A 14,747-nucleotide genomic window follows, 5' to 3' on the forward strand; every position below is an offset into this window, starting at 1 on the left:
AGCGCGGTCACGTCGCGTCGATAATCGCCGACAGCACTTGGCCGCGCCACCTGAACGAATCCGGATGACAGCCATAAAAGGGTTACCAGGGCCCTTCGGGCAGAGCGTGGGGTGGGCGGTCACTGTTCCCGCTTCGCGCCGGTCCAGTCGAAGCAGAGCGCTCCGGCCGGGGCGCCGCCGTCCCGCAGACGTGCGTAGGTGGATGCCGCATCCAGGGGGACACCTGCTCGGAGATCATTCCGGCGGTCCGGGACGTGCCGGAGGCGAGGCGGCGGAAGTACAACCCGGTCACCGCGTCGCGGTTGAGCGGGCCGGCTGACGGGTCGTCGGAGACGAGGTCGGCGTGCGCCCCGAGGATGGTCAGCGAATTGCTGACCACGCCGGGGCCGAGCATCTGCCGGGACGGCGTGGGCGTGTCGCCGAGAAGGACGACCCGGCCCAGCGGGCGGGCCGGCCGTACCGCCTGGGGAGAGCACGGCGGGGTTGCCGGTGACGTCGAAGACCACCTCGGCGAGCCGGCCGCCGGTCAGGTCGGCGACGGCGGCACGGGCGTCGGCCGCGGTGGCCGCGATCAGGTCGCTCGCGCCACTCGTCCGCGCCAGGTCGAGTCGCCTGGCATCGGTGTCGACGGCGACGACGCGGGAGGCTCCATGCGCGACCGCGTACTGGACGACCAGCTGACCCACCGGGCCGAGTCCCAGGACCACGACGGATGGATCAATACCGCGCTGCGCCGGCTCGGCGTGGGCGGCGCGCCGAGCCGGCTGAGCGACCCCGCCTGGGTGATCCCCGGGCTCGTCATGATCGGCCTGTGGGGGCTCGGCTCGGGCATCATCATCAACCTGGCGGGGCTGCGCGGCATCCCCACCGCGTTGTACGACGCCGCCCGGCTGGACGGCGCCGGATGGTTGCGCCGGCTGCGGCACGTGACGATCCCGATGATGTCACCGGTGATCTTCTACACGATGATCCTCGCGGTCGTCGAGGTCGTGCAGTACTTGCTCAACACCATCGCACTGGCGGTGATCAGCACGATCGGGACCGTCCTGTCGTGCACGCTGGTCGCCTGTGGCTTCGCCCGCTTCCCCGGCCGCGGGCCGCTGTTCACCCTGCTCATCGCCACGATCTTCCTGCCCAGCGCGGTGACGCTGATCCCGACATATACCGTCTTCGCGCAGATCGGATGGGTCGTCACCTGGCTGCCGCTGCTCGTGCCGGCCTTCTTCGCCAACGCCTACAGCGTCTTCCTGCTACGGCAGTACTTCCTCACCATCCCGCGCGAGATGGACGAAGCGGCCTCGATCGACGGCGCCGGACCGCTGCGCACGCTGCGTTCGGTGATCGTGCCGCAGGCGTGGCCGGCGATCACCGCCGTCACCCTGTTCAACTTCGTCTACACCTGGAACGACTACTTCACCCCGCTCGTCTACCTCTCCGGCCGGCCCGAGCTCCAGCCGCTGCAGGTGGGCCTGGCCGCCTTCAACGGCCTGTACTCGACGAAACCCGCCTACATCCAGGCCGGCGCCATGATGACGATCGCCGTACCAGTGATCCTTCTCATCTGTTTCCAGCGCACGTTCGTGCGCGGCATCATGAGTACGGGGGTGGAGAGATGACCCCGGCGGCCGAACTCCTGCCCATGGTGATGTTTAAACCGTTTGCCCGTGATCTGGCCCTTCGGCTACCACTTGACCCATGTTGACCGGAGATCTCGTCCGCCTGCGCGCCCTCGAACCCGCTGACAGCGAGCCCATGTGGCGCTGGTACCACGACCCGGAGGTGGGCCGCTGGATGAACAGCGCTCCGCCCATCTCCCTGGCCCAGAACATGGCCAAGGGCCTGGACCGTCCCCGCAACACCTTCGAGCAGATGCTCCTGGGCATCGAACCCCTCGACGCCCCCCGGCTGATCGGCTACGCCTCCCTGGGCGACACCGACTTCGTGGCCCGCGACATCACCCTGCAGAGCTTCGCCATCGGCGACCGCGACGCCTGGGGCAAGGGTTATGCCACCGACGCCCTCCGGGTGGCATGCCGGTTCGTGTTCGAGGAGGTCGGCATGCACCGCGTCACCCTCTGGGTGGCCGCCGAGAACACCGCCGCCGTCCGGGCCTACGAGCGGGTGGGCTTCGTCCAGGAGGGCCGCAAGCGGGAGTCCTTCCGGACCGGCGGCAAGTTGTACGACTACCTGATGATGGGGCTGTTGGCGAGCGAGCTCACCGGCTGAGGGTCCGGAAGCTGACCCGGTAGGCGTTCAGATCGGTGGGCGCAGGCCGGAGCGCATGGCGAAGACCACCAGTTGCGCCCGGTCACGGGCCTTCAGCCTGACCGCCGCCGAGCCCGTGCCGGCGACCGGCCGGACCGCACGTCCGGGAAGACGCAGGCGTGGCCGCTCTCGTCGGCCGCCCAGATCGCCAACGCGCCGCGCCCGCTGCCGACCAGTTCGCCGACCAGGTCAGGGACGTTGCCCTCGAACCCCTTCTCCCATCCGAGGAGAGTCCAGAACTCGGTCCACATGGTGGCGCGGCGCTGCCGTACGGGCCTGATCTTCGCACGGTGTGTCCGGTGCCGGGCGCAGGCCTTCTCCTTCGCCGCCTGGTAGGCCGCCGCCTCGGCCTGCTGCCGCGCGCCCTCCCGCTCCCGCCACCGGACCACCGCGGGGCACAACGGGTCGAGCGCGTCCGCCAGCGACCCGTGCGGCGCGTCCCGGACGGCCGGCGCGCCGAGGTCTCCGCCGTGCCGGGTGGCCAGACGGCACAGGTGGTGTCCTTGCGTGACCACCACCTGGTCAGAGGCGTCCTGCCAGCCCTCGATGCCGCCCTCGGCGCGGAAGGTGCTGTATCCGCGGACCTCGCACAGGAACCTTTTCTCCGCCTCGGTCAGCCAGGTGGCCGTGCCGTCGCCGAAGCCGGCGCAGTCGAGCTCGCCGTCGGTGCTCACCTTGCCGGCCGGGGCCGCCTGCGCCGCGGCCAGCAGGGTCGCCGCCACGGTCAGGATCGTGGCGGTCGTGCGCGCCAGGCGGCCGCGCCGGACGAACGCCCGGCGCGGCGCCCGTACCGCGAGCAGGACCAGGATCGGCGGCACCAGGAAGTACAGGCCCCAGCCCACCTGTGCGCTCACCATCTCCGGCGGCCCCCACGCGTCCATGCAGCCCGGGCCGTACGCCCCGTCGAGCAGGAGCAGCAGCGGACCGGGCAGGCGTGACAGGAGCAGCAGCGCGACCACGCAGCGGGCGAGGAGGCGGCCGAGCCGGTGCCGTCCGGTGCGTACGCCCGCGTACCAGCCGACCAGGGCCAGGACGAGCAGCGGCGCGCCGCCGAAGTCGAAGATCGGGAGTTCCCAGATCGGGAGGCCCTGGATCAGGGTGTGGATCCGGTCGCCCGTGCACTGCCCGAAGGACATGTACGAGTAGTACCGGGAGCCGTCGTCCCCGGACAGCAGCAACCGGATCAGGTCGTGGAGGCCGGGAGCGAGCGCGGTGAGCGTGGCCGCACCCCATAAAGCCCATGATCGTCGGGACACGGGAGGGAACCCTAGAGGAGCGGTCCGACAGGAAGGAAGGGCCTGGCGGTCAGGAGGTGGTGACGAGGAAGCGGTGGAGGCCGCGGCCCACCCAGCGGTCGCGATGGTCCGGTGGCTCGGCCGCGGACAGCGCCGGGAAACGCCGCAGGAGCAGCGGCAGCGCGATGCGGGCCTCCATGCGCGACAGCGGCGCCCCCAGGCAGAAGTGCGGCCCGGCGCCGAAGCTGAGCGGCTGGACGTCCGGCCGGTCGGGGTCGAAGCGGGCCGGGTCGGGGAAACGGCGCGGGTCCCGGTTCCCGGCGGCGAGCATGAGGACGACCTTCGTCCCGCCCGGCACCGAGACGCCGGAGATGTCGGTCGCCGTCTCGGCCCACCGGCTGGTCGCCTGGACGGGCGCCTCGAACCGCAGGACCTCCTCCACGTACGCGGTGGCGAAGCCCGGCTCCTCGCGCAGCCGCGCGGCCTGGTCCGGGTGCTCGAACGCCAGCCGCAGCCCGTGCCCGAGCAGGAAGCTCGTCGTCTCGAACCCGGCGGTCAGCAGCAGCATGAGGTTGCCGACCAGCTCGTCGTGGCTGAGCCGGGTGCCGTCGTCGTGGGCGCGTACGAGCGCGGTCAGCATGTCGTCGGCGGGGTGGCGGCGGCGGTCGTCGATCAGCTCGCCGAAGTAGCCGGCCAGTTCGTCCATGGCCTTGTCGGCGATGGACAGCCTGGAGACGTTGGTGATGCCCTCCAGGGCGATCGTCAGGTCCGAGGCGACCTGGCGGAACCATTTCTGGTCGTCCTCGGCCACGCCGATGAGCGCGCTGATGACGGCGATCGGCAGCCGGGAGGCGAACTCGGCGACGTAGTCGACGGGCGTGCCGCCGGCGCCGAGGTCGGCCAGCCGGTCCAGCAGCCGGTGGACCATCCGCTCGACCGACTCCTGCATCCCGGCCACGCGGGCGGGCGTGAAGCCGCTGCTGACCAGGCGCCGGGTCTGGGTGTGGCCGGGCGGGTTGCGGTACAGCATGGAGTCGGTGTAGCCGCGCAGCGAGGAGTGCGAGCGCCAGGCGGGATAGATGTGGTCGTACCCGGCGGCGTCCTGGACGCGGAGGCGGTTGTCGCGCAGCGCGCGGTTGATCTCGGCGTAGCCGACGGCGACCGTGAGACCGGGGCGTACCGGGACGACCGGGCCGTGGGCGCGCAGCAGCTCGTACAGCGGGTAGGGGTCGCGGCGGCCCTCGGGGGCGACCAGGGCGGCGACGATCTCGGCGGGCGTCACGGGCGTGCCACCAGCCGGACGATCCGCAGCGCGCCCGCCGGATGCACCGAGGCGACCTCCAGGCCGCACCGACCGGCCAGGGCCCGCAGGTCGCCGACGGCGCGCTCGCGGCCTCCGTAGTAGACGAGCATGCGCAGGTCCATCCCGGTACGCGGCGACTCGCCGTCGGGGCCGAAGTCCTCCACCACGAAGACCGAGCCGTCCGGCCCGGCCGCCTCGGCGCAGCGGCCCAGGATGACGGCGGCGTCGTCGTCGCTCCAGTCGTGCAGGATCCACGACAGCAGGTAGCCGTCGGCGCCTGGCGGCAGCGGGTCGAAGAAGCTGCCCGCCACGGCCTCGCCGCGGCCGGACAGGCCGGCGGCCGCCAGCGCCGCGGCGGCGGCCCGCGCGGTGGCCGGCTGGTCGACGACCGTGCCGCGCAGGCCGGGGTAGGCGGTGAGCAGCGCGATGAGCAGGGATCCGTCGCCGCCGCCGACGTCGACGATCCGGCCGAGGCTTCCCCACTCGTAGCCGGCCACGATGGCGGGGGCCCGGCCGGGGACCTCGGCGGCCATGCGCGCGTCGAACGCGGCGGCGCGGGCCGGGTCGGCGGCCAGGTCCGCCCAGAAGGAGCGGCCGAACTGGCGGGGGAAGGCCGCCTCGCCGGTGCGCACGCTGTGCAGCAGGTGGGCGAAGGCCAGTTCGGCCCGGCCCTCCCAGCCCTCGATGTCCAGCATGGCGCGCATCCCGGCCGGATGGTCGTCGCGCAGCTCCTCGCCGATGGCGGTCAGCGTGTACCTGCCGTCGTCGTCGCGGCCGAGCACTCCCCTGGCGGCCAGGTAGCGCATGAGGCGCTCCAGCACGCCGGGGTCGGCGCCCACGGCGGGGGCGAGTTCGGCTCCGGTGGCCGGCCCCTTGGCGAGCCGGTCGGCGATCCTCAGCGTCGCGGCCACCCGGATCGCCATCGGGGTTCCCAGGTGGGCCAGCGCCCACAGGCGATGCTCCGTCACGCGGTCATCGTCACATCGGGGCGCGCGTACGGGCACCTTCCAGAATGCCGCCCGTGCCCACGCCGGCGGAACAGCGCACATCGCGAGATGGCCGCCGCGGGCCCGGGTGCCACGCTGAGGATGCACCGTGCTGCCTGCCCTGGGAGATGTCCGATGCCCGATGCCGCGCCGAAGACCCGCCCGCTCACGGGCAGCGAGTACGTCGAGAGCCTGCGTGACGATCGTGAGATCTACCTCTACGGTGACCGCGTCAAGGACGTCACCGAGCACCCGGCCTTCCACAACCCGGTGCGGATGACCGCCAGGCTCTACGACGCCCTCCACGCCGACGGCACCCGTGAGCTGCTGACCTGCCCCACCGACAGCGGCGGCGAGGGTTACACGCACCGCTTCTTCACCACCCCGCGCACGGTCGAGGACCTGGTCGCCGACCAGCGGGCCATCGCGACGTGGGCCAGGATGAGCTACGGCTGGATGGGCCGCAGCCCCGACTACAAGGCCTCCTTCCTCGGCACGCTCGGCGCCAACGCCGGCTTCTACGCGCCCTTCGACGGCAACGCCCGCCGCTGGTACCGCGAGTCGCAGGAGAAGGTGCTGTTCTGGAACCACGCGATCGTGCACCCGCCGGTCGACCGCAACCGGCCGCCGGACGAGGTCAACGACGTCTACGTGCACGTCGAGCGGGAGACCGACGCGGGGCTCGTGGTGAGCGGCGCGAAGGTGGTGGCGACCGGCTCGGCGCTGACGCACTACAACTTCATCGCCCACTACGGCCTGCCGGTCAAGAAGCGCGAGTTCGCGCTGGTGGCCACCGTGCCGATGGACGCGCAGGGCCTGAAGCTGATCTGCCGCCCGTCCTACGGCATGGCCGCGGCGCTGACCGGCGGCCCGTTCGACTACCCGCTCTCCTCCCGGCTGGACGAGAACGACAGCATCCTCGTCCTGGACAAGGTGCTCATCCCCTGGGAGAACGTGTTCATCTACGGCGATCTCGGCAAGGCGCAGCTGTTCACCGGCCAGTCGGGCTTCACCGAGCGGTTCACCTTCCACGGCTGCACCCGGCTGGCGGTCAAGCTGGAGTTCATCGCCGGGCTGCTGGTCAGGGCGCTGGAGATCACCGGCACCAAGGACTTCCGCGGCGTGCAGACCCGGATCGGCGAGGTGCTGGCCTGGCGCAACCTGTTCTGGGCGCTGTCGGACGCCGCCGCCCGCAACCCGGTGGAGTGGCGCAACGGCGCCCTGCTGCCCAACCCGCAGTACGGCCTGGCCTACCGCTGGTTCATGCAGATCGGCTACCCGCGGATCAAGGAGATCATCCTTCAGGACGTGGCCAGCGGGCTCATCTACGTCAACTCCGGCGCGGCCGACTTCAAGAACCCCGACATCCGCCCGTACCTGGACAAATACCTGCGGGGTTCGGACGGCACCGACGCCGAGGGCCGCGTCAAGGTGATGAAGCTGCTGTGGGACGCGATCGGCTCGGAGTTCGGCGGCCGCCACGAGCTCTACGAGCGCAACTACGGCGGCAACCACGAGAACACCCGGGTCGAGCTGCTGTTCTCGCAGATGGCCGGCGGCCAGCTCGACGAGTACGCGGCCTTCGTCGACCGCTGCCTCGGCGAGTACGACCTGGACGGCTGGACGGTGCCCGACCTGTCCTCCTTCGAGGAGCTGCGGCGCACCGGCACCGGCTGACCTGCTCGACCCAACCCTGACAAGAGAAGGGCGGACCACCCATGCGTCCATTCCGCATCGACATCCCCGAGGCCGAGCTGGCCGACCTGCACCGCAGGATCGACGCCACCCGCTGGCCGGACGAGCTGCCCGGCACCGGCTGGGAGCGCGGCGTGCCGCTGGGCTACCTCAAGGAGCTGGCCGACCACTGGCGGCACGGCTTCGACTGGCGGGCGGCCGAGGCCGAGCTGAACCGGCACCCGCAGTTCGTGACCGAGATCGACGGCGCCGACGTGCACTTCCTGCACGTGCGCTCGCCGGAGCCGCAGGCCGTGCCGCTGCTGCTGACGCACGGCTGGCCGGGCTCGGTCGCCGAGTTCCTGGACGTGATCGGGCCGCTCACCGACCCGCGCGCGCACGGCGGCGACCCGGCCGACGCCTTCCACCTGGTCATCCCGTCGATCCCGGGGTTCGGGTTCTCCGGGCACACCAGGGAGGCGGGCTGGCATCCGTACCGGGTGGCGCTGGCGTGGGCCGAGCTGATGCGCCGGCTGGGCTACGACCGCTACCTGGCGCAGGGCGGCGACGCGGGCGCGGTGATCTCGCTGGAGCTGGCCAGGCTGGCCCCCGAGCACGTGATCGGCGCGCACGTCAACATGCTGATGGCCTTCCCCTCGGGCGATCCGGCCGAGCTGGCCGGCCTGTCGCCCGCCGAGCAGGGGCGGCTGGCCGGGCTGGCCCGGTTCGACGAGGAGCTGTCGGGCTACATGAAGCTGCAGTCCACCCGCCCGCAGACGCTGGCGTACGCGCTCACCGACTCGCCCGTGGGGCAGCTCGCCTGGATCGTGGAGAAGTTCCACGACTGGACGGACTCCGACAAGGCGCCCGAGGACGCCGTGGACCGGGACCGGATGCTGGCCAACGTGTCGATCTACTGGCTGACCGCGACCGCCGGGTCGTCGGCGCGCTTCTACTACGAGGGCGCGGCGGGGCTGAAGATGGCCGCTGAGGGGCACCGGCCGCCGCCCATCACCGTGCCCGTGGGCGTGGCGGTCTTCCCCAGGGACATCTTCGTGCCGGTGCGCCGGCTGGCCGACCGGGACATCCCGACGATCAGCCACTGGACCGAGTTCGAGCGCGGCGGCCACTTCGCCGCCATGGAGCAGCCGGAGCTGCTGGTGGGCGACGTCCGCGCGTTCGCCCGCTCGCTGCGGTAGGCGCGGCGCGAAAGGGGCCGCTGAGGCAGGCGCGGCGCGAAAAGGACGCCGGCGGGATCCGCCGGCGTCCTTTCGTCGTTCGGACGGGGTCAGGGCTTGAGCAGCGGCACCTGCGGGCGCTGCTCGGGGGCGGCGGCCGGCGCGGGGCCGGCGCCGCTCTGGCACAGGACCCGCAGCATGAGCGCGGGCCGCATGAGCGTCTGCGGCGGGTCCACGAGCCCGGCCACCCGCATGAACGCGGCCGTGACCGCGCCGTCGCGGGCCGCCGCGGCGTGCAGGCGCGCCATGTAGGCGTTGCCGATGCGCACCTTGGCGGTACGCCGCCCCTCAACCCCGGGGAAGGCGAGGTCGGCGCCGGCGGAGATATCCCACGGGACGTCGATGACCCGCGAGATGTCCCTGAAGAAGGCCTGCCAGGGCGGCACCGTGCCCGCCTGGAGGTGCTCGCGCAGGATCATCGCCTCCATGGCGGCGACGGTCATGCCCTGGCCGTAGACGGGGTTGAAGCTGCACACGCCGTCGCCCAGCACCAGCAGGCCGTCGGGGAAGGCGGGCAGACGCTCGTAGCGGCGCCGCACGCTGGCCGGGAAGGTGAAGGTGACGCCCTCGTCGAGCGGTTCGGCGTCGCGGACGGCGTCGTAGACGTCGGGCACGGGCAGGGACTTGGCGAAGGCGAGGAAGCCCTCCAGGTCGGCCGGCGGGTGGTCGCCCAGGATGCCGGTGAGGGAGAGCATGCTCATGTCGCCGGGCAGCTTGGGGAAGAAAGCGCCGCGCGGGTTCGCGGGCGAGGCGACGGGGTTGATCGACAGGTCCTCGCCGTACGGGTCGCGGCGCAGGCGGAAGTGGCGGGTGGTGTAGGCCAGGCCGATCTTGACGCGGTCCTCGTCCGGCCGGGGGAAGCCGAGCTCCTGGAGCCAGGCGGGGGTGCGCGAGCCGCGGCCCGTCGCGTCCACCAGCAGGTCGCAGGCCAGGTGCTGCTCGACGCCGTCCGTCCCGCGCACGCGGACGCCGGTGACCCGGTCGCGGGCCGGCGTCGCGGTCGGCCCGAGGATGTCGGTGCGCTCCAGGAAGCGCACGTTGGGCAGGGCCGAGACCCGGTTCCTGACCTGCTCCTCCAGGACGGGCCTGGTGGCCGAGACGCTGATCAGGCCGGTGGGGGCCGGGCGCAGCCGGCGGCCGTTGAAGTACCAGCGCAGGCTGGTGGCGAGGTCTCCGGCGGGCACCCCGTCGTCGATCATCTGCTGGGTGAGGCCGGGGAACAGCTCGTCCAGGATCTGCTGGCCGCGGGCCAGCAGGGCGTGGGCGTGGCAGCCGTGCGGCACGCCCCGGCGCGGGCCCGCCGCGCCGGTCAGCGTGTCCCGGTCCACCAGCAGGACCTCGGCGCAGTGCTCGGCGAGCACGCGCGCGGCCAGCAGCCCCGCCATGCCTCCGCCGAGCACCACCGCGCGCTGTGCGACGTGAGCGGCCATCTCAGTCACGCGGGCTGTTCTGGTAGGCGGCCAGCTTCCACTGCCCGTCGCGGCGGACGGCCAGCCAGGAGGCGCGGACCGCGCGCTCGGGGGCGACCTCGCTCTCGCCGGCCGCCAGCACGCCGCCCTCGGTGGTCAGCAGGCAGACGTCCTCCGCGAGGAACCGCAGGTCGATGGGCTGCCCGGTGACCTGGGTGCCCTGGTACGGCCCGGCGAAGGCGTGGGCCATGAAGGCGCGGATCTCGGCCTGGCCCTTGCGGTACACGCCGGGCAGGATCATGGAGCCGTCCTCGGTGAAGACGGCGGCGAACGCCTCGGCGTCGTGGGCGGCCCAGGCGGCGATGATCTGCTGCGGCAGGGCGGCGACGGCGAGGGTCTGGTCGGGGGCCGACACGGTGGTCATGGCGATCTCCTTCAGATGTAGAGGGTGTCGGGTTCGAGGCCGCACAGAATCCGCCCGTACAGCTCGGCGTTGGTGTTGGGGTGCATGAGGGCGTGCTGGTTGACGGCGTGCACGTCGCGGGCGATGCGCTGGATGGGCACGTCGGTGTAGATGGAGGAGCCGCCGCTGGCGGTGGCCAGGATGTCGACGGCCTCCTTGGCCAGGCGGCAGACGGCGCCCATGTCGGCGCGGGCGCGTACGCGCTCCTCGACGGTCCACCCGGCGGAGTCGGCGTCCTTGGCGTCCACGGTGGAGGACAGGCGGTGGGCGTGGAACTCGGCCTGGTCGATCTTGAAGGTGGCCTCGGCGACCTGGAGGTGGGTCAGCGGGGCGGCGCTCTGGCTGGCGTACCCGGTGTAGGTGATCTTGCGGTCGGGCAGCCGCTCGAAGAAGACCTCGCGGGCGGCCCTGGCCAGGCCGAGCACGGTCCCGACCGAGGAGGCGGCGGCCACGGGCAGCAGCGGCGAACGGTAGATCGGGGAGCCGGCGTTGGCGCCGTCGGCGTGCTGTCCCTGGAGGATCGCGCCCAGCGGCATGACCCGCGCGGCCGGGACGAACAGGTCCTGGGCCACGGTGCTGACGCTGCCGGTGCCGCGCAGGCCGGAGGTGTGCCAGTCGTCGATGACGGTCAGGTCGCTCATCGGCACCAGCGCCATGACCGGCTCGGGCTCGCTGTCCGGGCCGACGACGACGGCCACGATCTCCTGCCAGTGGCTGTGGTGGGCGCCGCTGACGAAGCCCCACTTGCCGTTGACCACGATGCCGCCCTCGGCGCGCACGGCCATCGCGGTGGGGCTGAGCGTGCCGCAGATGCGCACGTCGGGGGTGGCGAACACCTCGTCCTGGACGGCCTCGGGGAAATGCGCGGCCATCCAGGTCGGGATCCAGTAGACCGAGGCCGTCCACGCCGCGGCGCCGTCGGCGCGGCCCAGCTCGGCGGCGACCTCCACCAGGGTGCGCGTGTCCGCCTCGAAACCGCCGTAGCGGCGCGGCGTCCGCAGCCTGAAGACGCCGGCCTCGGCCAGCGCCCCGATCGTCTCCTCGTGCAGCCTGCGGTTCTCCTCCGCCCAGGCCGCGTTCCTGCGCAGGACAGGGCCTGCCTCCGTCGCGCGGCGGACGAGGTCTTCCCGCGCCGGAGCACCTGTCATCAACACCATGTCCTCCCGGGACGTCAGTCGAGACACTGCTCCCTGAACGTCCCATTCGCCGGTTGACGGGCGCATCTTCCGGCGTGCGGGATTGCCGGGCACGTACGGAGATGCGTAGGTCACCGGGGCCGGGCGAGCCTTGAGGGAAAACCCGAGACGAAGGGTTCGCGCAGCATGACAGCCGTCACCCACGCCCCCATGGCTCCGCCCGAGCCCGGGCTCACCTCCGACGAGATCGTCGCCAGGGCCGAGGCCATGGTGCCCGCCCTGGTCGAGCGCCAGGCCGAGACGGAGCGGCGCACCTACTACGCCCCCGACACCCACGAGGCGTTCGCCAGGGCGGGCTTCTACCGCATCCTGGTCCCCCGCCGCTTCGGCGGCTACGAGTTCGGCGTGGAGACCTTCATGCGGGTGTCGATGACGCTCGCGCGGGGCTGTCCGTCCACCGGCTGGATGTACTCCTTCGGCTCGGCGCACACGCTGGCGGTGGCCACGCTGTTCGGCGAGCGGGCCCAGAGCGAGCTGTTCGCCTGCGGGGACTTCGTCTGCCCGGCCACGGTCGCGCCCGGCGGCTCCGCCCGTCCGGACGGCGAGGGCGGGTGGCTCCTCGACGGCACCTGGAGCTACTGCTCGGGAGCCCCGTACGCCACGCACTTCATGGGCCACGTCGTCGTGGACGGGCAGCCGATGTTGTTCGTCGCGCCGCGCGACCAGTGGCGCCGGCTGGACGACTGGGGCGGCCAGCTCGGCCTGAAGGGCAGCGGCTCGCACAGCATCGCCATGGACGGCGGCCGCGTCCCCGGCCACCTCACGCTGCCGATCCACCTCAGCCAGGCCGTCGTCACCGGCGGCACCCCTGGCCGGGACCTGCACGGCAACCCCGAGTACGGCGGCGGCCCGCTCAGCGTCATGCTGCTCGGCAGCGCGGCCGTCGTGCTGGGCATGGCCCAGGGCGCCCTGGACGCCTACGAGGAGCTGATGCGCACCAGGACGACCATCTTCCCGCCGTTCACCACCCGCGCCGAGGACCCCGACTACCAGTACTGGTACGGCGAGGCCGCCGGCATGCTCGCCGCCGCCGAGGCGGCCATGACGAACGCCGTCCAGCAGTGGAGCCGGACCTGCGCGGCGGGCCCGGCGGCGTTCACCAGGGAGCGGGACGTGCGCCTGGCCACCGTCAGCCGCGAGGTCGCCCGGCTGGCCTGGCGGGCCGTGGAGGGCTGCCTGTTCCCGACGGCCGGTTCCAGCGCGGTCAGGGACGGCCAGCGCATGGAGCGGATCTGGCGGGACATGTCCACCACGCACAGCCACGCCGGGTTCGCGATCTACCTGGCGGCCCTGGCCAACCGGGAGCTGTCCCGCGCCCGGTTCGGCCTGGACTGACCTCTCGGAAGACCAAGGCGGGCCCGGTTCCCCGGGCCCGCCTTCTCGTGCGCTCGGTCTCGTGCGCCCAGTCTCGTGTGCTCAGTCCACCAGGACGGGCTCCTGGTCCGGCTGGTGGTGACCGTCGTGGACCCCGGCGAAGGGCGCCACGCCGCGCAGCCGGACCAGCGCGAGCACGGCCAGCACGGCGCACAGGGCCGCGCTCGCCCACGCGACCGCGTGCAGCCCGGCGGTGAACGCCTCGCGGGCCGCGCCGAGCAGCGCCGCGCCCTGGTCGGCGGGCAGCTGCCCGGCCACGGTGACCGCGCCGGTGATGCTGTCCTGGGCGAGCGCCGGGGTGCCGGCGGGCGGGCTGAACGTGCCCCGGTAGACCGCGGTGCCGAGGCTGCCCAGGGTCGCCACGCCGAGCGCGACGCCGAACTCGCCGCCGGTGGCCACCAGCGAGGCGGCCGAACCGGCCTGCTCCGGCGGGCTGGTGCTCATCGCCACCTGGTTGATCATGCCGCCGACCGGCCCGACGCCGAAGTAGCACACGCCCAGGAAGACGATCAGCGCCGTCACCGCGCCCACGACGACCTGGGTGAGCAGGAGCTGCCCGACGACCGCGATCACCATGCCGCCGCCCAGCAGGTACGCCGGCCGCACCCGGCTGGCCAGCCTCGGGGTGAGGTTGATCGAGACGATGAGCGCGACAGCCGGGCCCAGCAGCCACAACCCCGCCTCCAGCGGCGACATGCCCTCGACCGTCTGCAGGAACAGCGCGACCTCCATCCCGGTCCCGGTCTGCAACGCCCCGCACAGCAGCCCGATCAGCACCGCGGCGGTGAACGCGCGGTGGCGGAACAGCCGCACGTCCAGCAGCGGGTGGGCCAGAGCTCGCTGGCGGTGCACGAACACCGCGCCCACGAGCAGCCCGGCGGCGACCGCGACGGCCGGACCGGCGCCCCAGCCGTCGCGGGCGACCGCCTTGAGCCCGTAGATCAGCGGCAGGATCGCCGCCAGCGACAGCACGACGCTGACCAGGTCGATCCGGCCGCCGGTGGGATCGCGGAACTCCGGCAGCAGCGGGGCCGCGGCCAGCAGCAGGAGCATGACCGGCACGCCCATCAGGAAGACCGACCCCCACCAGAAGCGCTCCAGCAGCGCGCCGCCGACCACCGGGCCGAGCGCGATGCCGAGCATGAAGGCCGTGCCCCAGGCGGCCATGGCCAGGCCGAACTGCCGGGGGTCGCGGAACATGACGCCGATCAGGGACAGCGTCGAGGGCAGCAGCGTGGCCCCGGCGACGCCGAGCAGCGCGCGGGCCACGATCAGCATCTCGGGGCTGGTGGAGAAGGCGGCCAGGAGCGACAGCAGACCGAAGGCCGCGCCTCCGGCCAGCAGCAGCCGCCGCCGGCCGATCCGGTCGCCGAGCGAGCCCATGGTGACCAGGAACCCGGCGGTCATGAAGCCGTAGATGTCGGTGATCCACAGTTGCTGGGTGGCGTCCGCGCCCAGGTCGGTGCTGAGGTGCGGCAAGGCCAGGAACAGCACGCTGATGTCCAGGGCCACGAGCATCGTGGGCAGGAACAGCGCCACCAGCCCGAGCCACTCTTTCCGCCCCGCGCGCGGGGCGCCGTCGTCGGTCACGTCCTCACTCCTTG

The 14,747-nt window shown here is 72.7% G+C and carries 13 protein-coding genes; 5 read left to right on the forward strand and 8 right to left on the reverse strand.

Annotated features, from left to right (window positions below):
- Positions 1-119 precede the first annotated feature (119 nt).
- Positions 120-707, reverse strand: coding sequence for a zinc-binding dehydrogenase (locus tag ABZ444_RS36935; protein ID WP_358007511.1), 588 nt, complete (start codon positions 705-707; stop codon positions 120-122).
- On the opposite strand from ABZ444_RS36935, the gene ABZ444_RS36940 reads away from it, so the two are divergent.
- Positions 651-1,616, forward strand: a complete 966-nt coding sequence (locus ABZ444_RS36940; RefSeq protein WP_358007514.1) for an ABC transporter permease subunit — start codon at positions 651-653, stop codon at positions 1,614-1,616. The two genes, ABZ444_RS36935 and ABZ444_RS36940, sit on opposite strands and share 57 nt — an antisense overlap.
- Positions 1,617-1,695: 79 nt before the next feature.
- Positions 1,696-2,226 (forward strand): GNAT family protein, encoded by a 531-nt coding sequence (locus ABZ444_RS36945; RefSeq protein WP_358007517.1) that lies wholly within the window; start codon positions 1,696-1,698, stop codon positions 2,224-2,226.
- Positions 2,227-2,318: 92 nt separating this feature from the next.
- On the opposite strand, the gene ABZ444_RS36950 is transcribed toward ABZ444_RS36945, so the two are convergent.
- Genes ABZ444_RS36950 through ABZ444_RS36960 form a run of 3 tightly spaced genes read right to left on the reverse strand, consistent with a single transcriptional unit; the run spans position 2,319 to position 5,771 of the window.
- Complete coding sequence (locus tag ABZ444_RS36950; RefSeq protein WP_358007520.1) at positions 2,319-3,521, reverse strand: hypothetical protein; 1,203 nt, start codon at positions 3,519-3,521, stop codon at positions 2,319-2,321.
- A 49-nt stretch (positions 3,522-3,570) separates the two neighbouring features.
- Positions 3,571-4,782, reverse strand: coding sequence for a cytochrome P450 (locus tag ABZ444_RS36955; RefSeq protein ID WP_358007523.1), 1,212 nt, complete (start codon positions 4,780-4,782; stop codon positions 3,571-3,573).
- Positions 4,779-5,771: a methyltransferase gene (locus ABZ444_RS36960; RefSeq protein WP_358007526.1), complete on the reverse strand. Its 993-nt coding sequence runs from the start codon at positions 5,769-5,771 to the stop codon at positions 4,779-4,781. The genes ABZ444_RS36955 and ABZ444_RS36960 overlap by 4 nt, the downstream gene beginning before the upstream one ends.
- 153 nt (positions 5,772-5,924) lie before the next feature.
- On the opposite strand from ABZ444_RS36960, the gene ABZ444_RS36965 reads away from it, so the two are divergent.
- Together ABZ444_RS36965 and ABZ444_RS36970 are read left to right on the forward strand one after the other, a co-directional pair.
- A complete protein-coding gene (locus ABZ444_RS36965; RefSeq protein WP_357981981.1) occupies positions 5,925-7,466 on the forward strand; it encodes a 4-hydroxyphenylacetate 3-hydroxylase N-terminal domain-containing protein in 1,542 nt (513 codons plus the stop codon).
- A gap of 41 nt (positions 7,467-7,507) precedes the next feature.
- Positions 7,508-8,662 carry an epoxide hydrolase family protein gene (locus tag ABZ444_RS36970; protein WP_358007529.1) on the forward strand — a complete coding sequence of 385 codons (1,155 nt, stop codon included), beginning with the start codon at positions 7,508-7,510 and terminating at the stop codon, positions 8,660-8,662.
- Between the two features lie 89 nt (positions 8,663-8,751).
- Here the strand turns inward: ABZ444_RS36970 and ABZ444_RS36975 are convergent, their stop codons facing one another.
- Genes ABZ444_RS36975 through ABZ444_RS36985 form a run of 3 tightly spaced genes read right to left on the reverse strand, consistent with a single transcriptional unit; the run spans position 8,752 to position 11,721 of the window.
- Complete coding sequence (locus ABZ444_RS36975) at positions 8,752-10,131, reverse strand: FAD-dependent oxidoreductase (RefSeq protein WP_358007638.1); 1,380 nt, start codon at positions 10,129-10,131, stop codon at positions 8,752-8,754.
- 1 nt (position 10,132) lies between these two features.
- Positions 10,133-10,534, reverse strand: coding sequence for an SgcJ/EcaC family oxidoreductase (locus ABZ444_RS36980; protein WP_352359652.1), 402 nt, complete (start codon positions 10,532-10,534; stop codon positions 10,133-10,135).
- 11 nt (positions 10,535-10,545) lie between these two features.
- A complete protein-coding gene (locus ABZ444_RS36985; protein ID WP_358007532.1) occupies positions 10,546-11,721 on the reverse strand; it encodes an acyl-CoA dehydrogenase family protein in 1,176 nt (391 codons plus the stop codon).
- A 174-nt stretch (positions 11,722-11,895) separates the two neighbouring features.
- On the opposite strand from ABZ444_RS36985, the gene ABZ444_RS36990 reads away from it, so the two are divergent.
- Positions 11,896-13,104, forward strand: coding sequence for an acyl-CoA dehydrogenase family protein (locus ABZ444_RS36990; RefSeq protein WP_358007535.1), 1,209 nt, complete (start codon positions 11,896-11,898; stop codon positions 13,102-13,104).
- An 81-nt stretch (positions 13,105-13,185) separates the two neighbouring features.
- Here the strand turns inward: ABZ444_RS36990 and ABZ444_RS36995 are convergent, their stop codons facing one another.
- A complete protein-coding gene (locus tag ABZ444_RS36995) occupies positions 13,186-14,733 on the reverse strand; it encodes an MFS transporter (protein ID WP_358007538.1) in 1,548 nt (515 codons plus the stop codon).
- Positions 14,734-14,747: the final 14 nt, after the last annotated feature.

The organism is Nonomuraea sp. NPDC005730 (assembly GCF_040630865.1).
Classification (GTDB): Bacteria; Actinomycetota; Actinomycetes; order Streptosporangiales; family Streptosporangiaceae; genus Nonomuraea.

Bases quoted from the DNA above. Each gene is read 5' to 3' on its own strand.
- ABZ444_RS36940 (WP_358007514.1), top strand. From the start codon at position 651: ATGCGCGACCGCGTACTGGACGACCAGCTGACCCACCGGGCCGAGTCC.
- ABZ444_RS36990 (WP_358007535.1), top strand. From the start codon at position 11,896: ATGACAGCCGTCACCCACGCCCCCATGGCTCCGCCCGAGCCCGGGCTC.
- ABZ444_RS36975 (WP_358007638.1), bottom strand. From the start codon at position 10,131: ATGGCCGCTCACGTCGCACAGCGCGCGGTGGTGCTCGGCGGAGGCATG.
- ABZ444_RS36965 (WP_357981981.1), top strand. From the start codon at position 5,925: ATGCCCGATGCCGCGCCGAAGACCCGCCCGCTCACGGGCAGCGAGTAC.
- ABZ444_RS36985 (WP_358007532.1), bottom strand. From the start codon at position 11,721: ATGACAGGTGCTCCGGCGCGGGAAGACCTCGTCCGCCGCGCGACGGAG.
- ABZ444_RS36980 (WP_352359652.1), bottom strand. From the start codon at position 10,534: ATGACCACCGTGTCGGCCCCCGACCAGACCCTCGCCGTCGCCGCCCTG.
- ABZ444_RS36945 (WP_358007517.1), top strand. From the start codon at position 1,696: ATGTTGACCGGAGATCTCGTCCGCCTGCGCGCCCTCGAACCCGCTGAC.
- ABZ444_RS36970 (WP_358007529.1), top strand. From the start codon at position 7,508: ATGCGTCCATTCCGCATCGACATCCCCGAGGCCGAGCTGGCCGACCTG.